At 36.6% G+C, this 514-nt stretch carries 1 protein-coding gene; it reads left to right on the forward strand.

Features of this window, described 5'->3' with window-relative positions:
* Positions 1-122: 122 nt before the first annotated feature.
* The coding region (locus tag Q1A70_RS20380; RefSeq protein WP_299695861.1) for a hypothetical protein at positions 123-514 on the forward strand (392 nt) is incomplete at its 3' end.

The raw sequence follows: 514 nt of genomic DNA on the forward strand, positions 1-514 counted from the left end.
CCACAAGAGCTTCAAAGTTTACTTAATGAAGGTTTTGAACTGTCCGATTTTCTGGTTTAGACAATCGGTAAGCCATATACTCTAAATCACTACTATTAGGGATAAACCACAAGGATTAGAATATGGGAAGCCAAGACAAAGATCTTCTATTAAAACAACTTCACTACCTTTCTCGGGGCATCAATCCCCTAACAAATTCAGAGTTTATAAAAGGCTCAACGATGCTAACACCAGAGTTAGTTAGGTGTTTAGTTCTTATAAAAAATGCATTACATGAAGATTGTGAAAGGAGCGAGTCAAAAGATCGAATCCGTAAGTTAAATTCAAAAAAACAAGTACAAGTAAAGGAGAGAAAAACACCTAAACGTCATGGTTTAAGGTGGACAGATGAAGAAACACTTCAAGCAATTGAAGCGTTTAACGCAGATATTCACCCAAAAGAGATTGCCAAGATTCACAAAAGAAAAGTCACCGCAATAGTGGCACAGCTAGAAAAAAAAGGACTCATCGAATC

The organism is uncultured Vibrio sp., assembly GCF_947488985.1.
GTDB lineage: Bacteria > Pseudomonadota > Gammaproteobacteria > Enterobacterales > Vibrionaceae > Vibrio.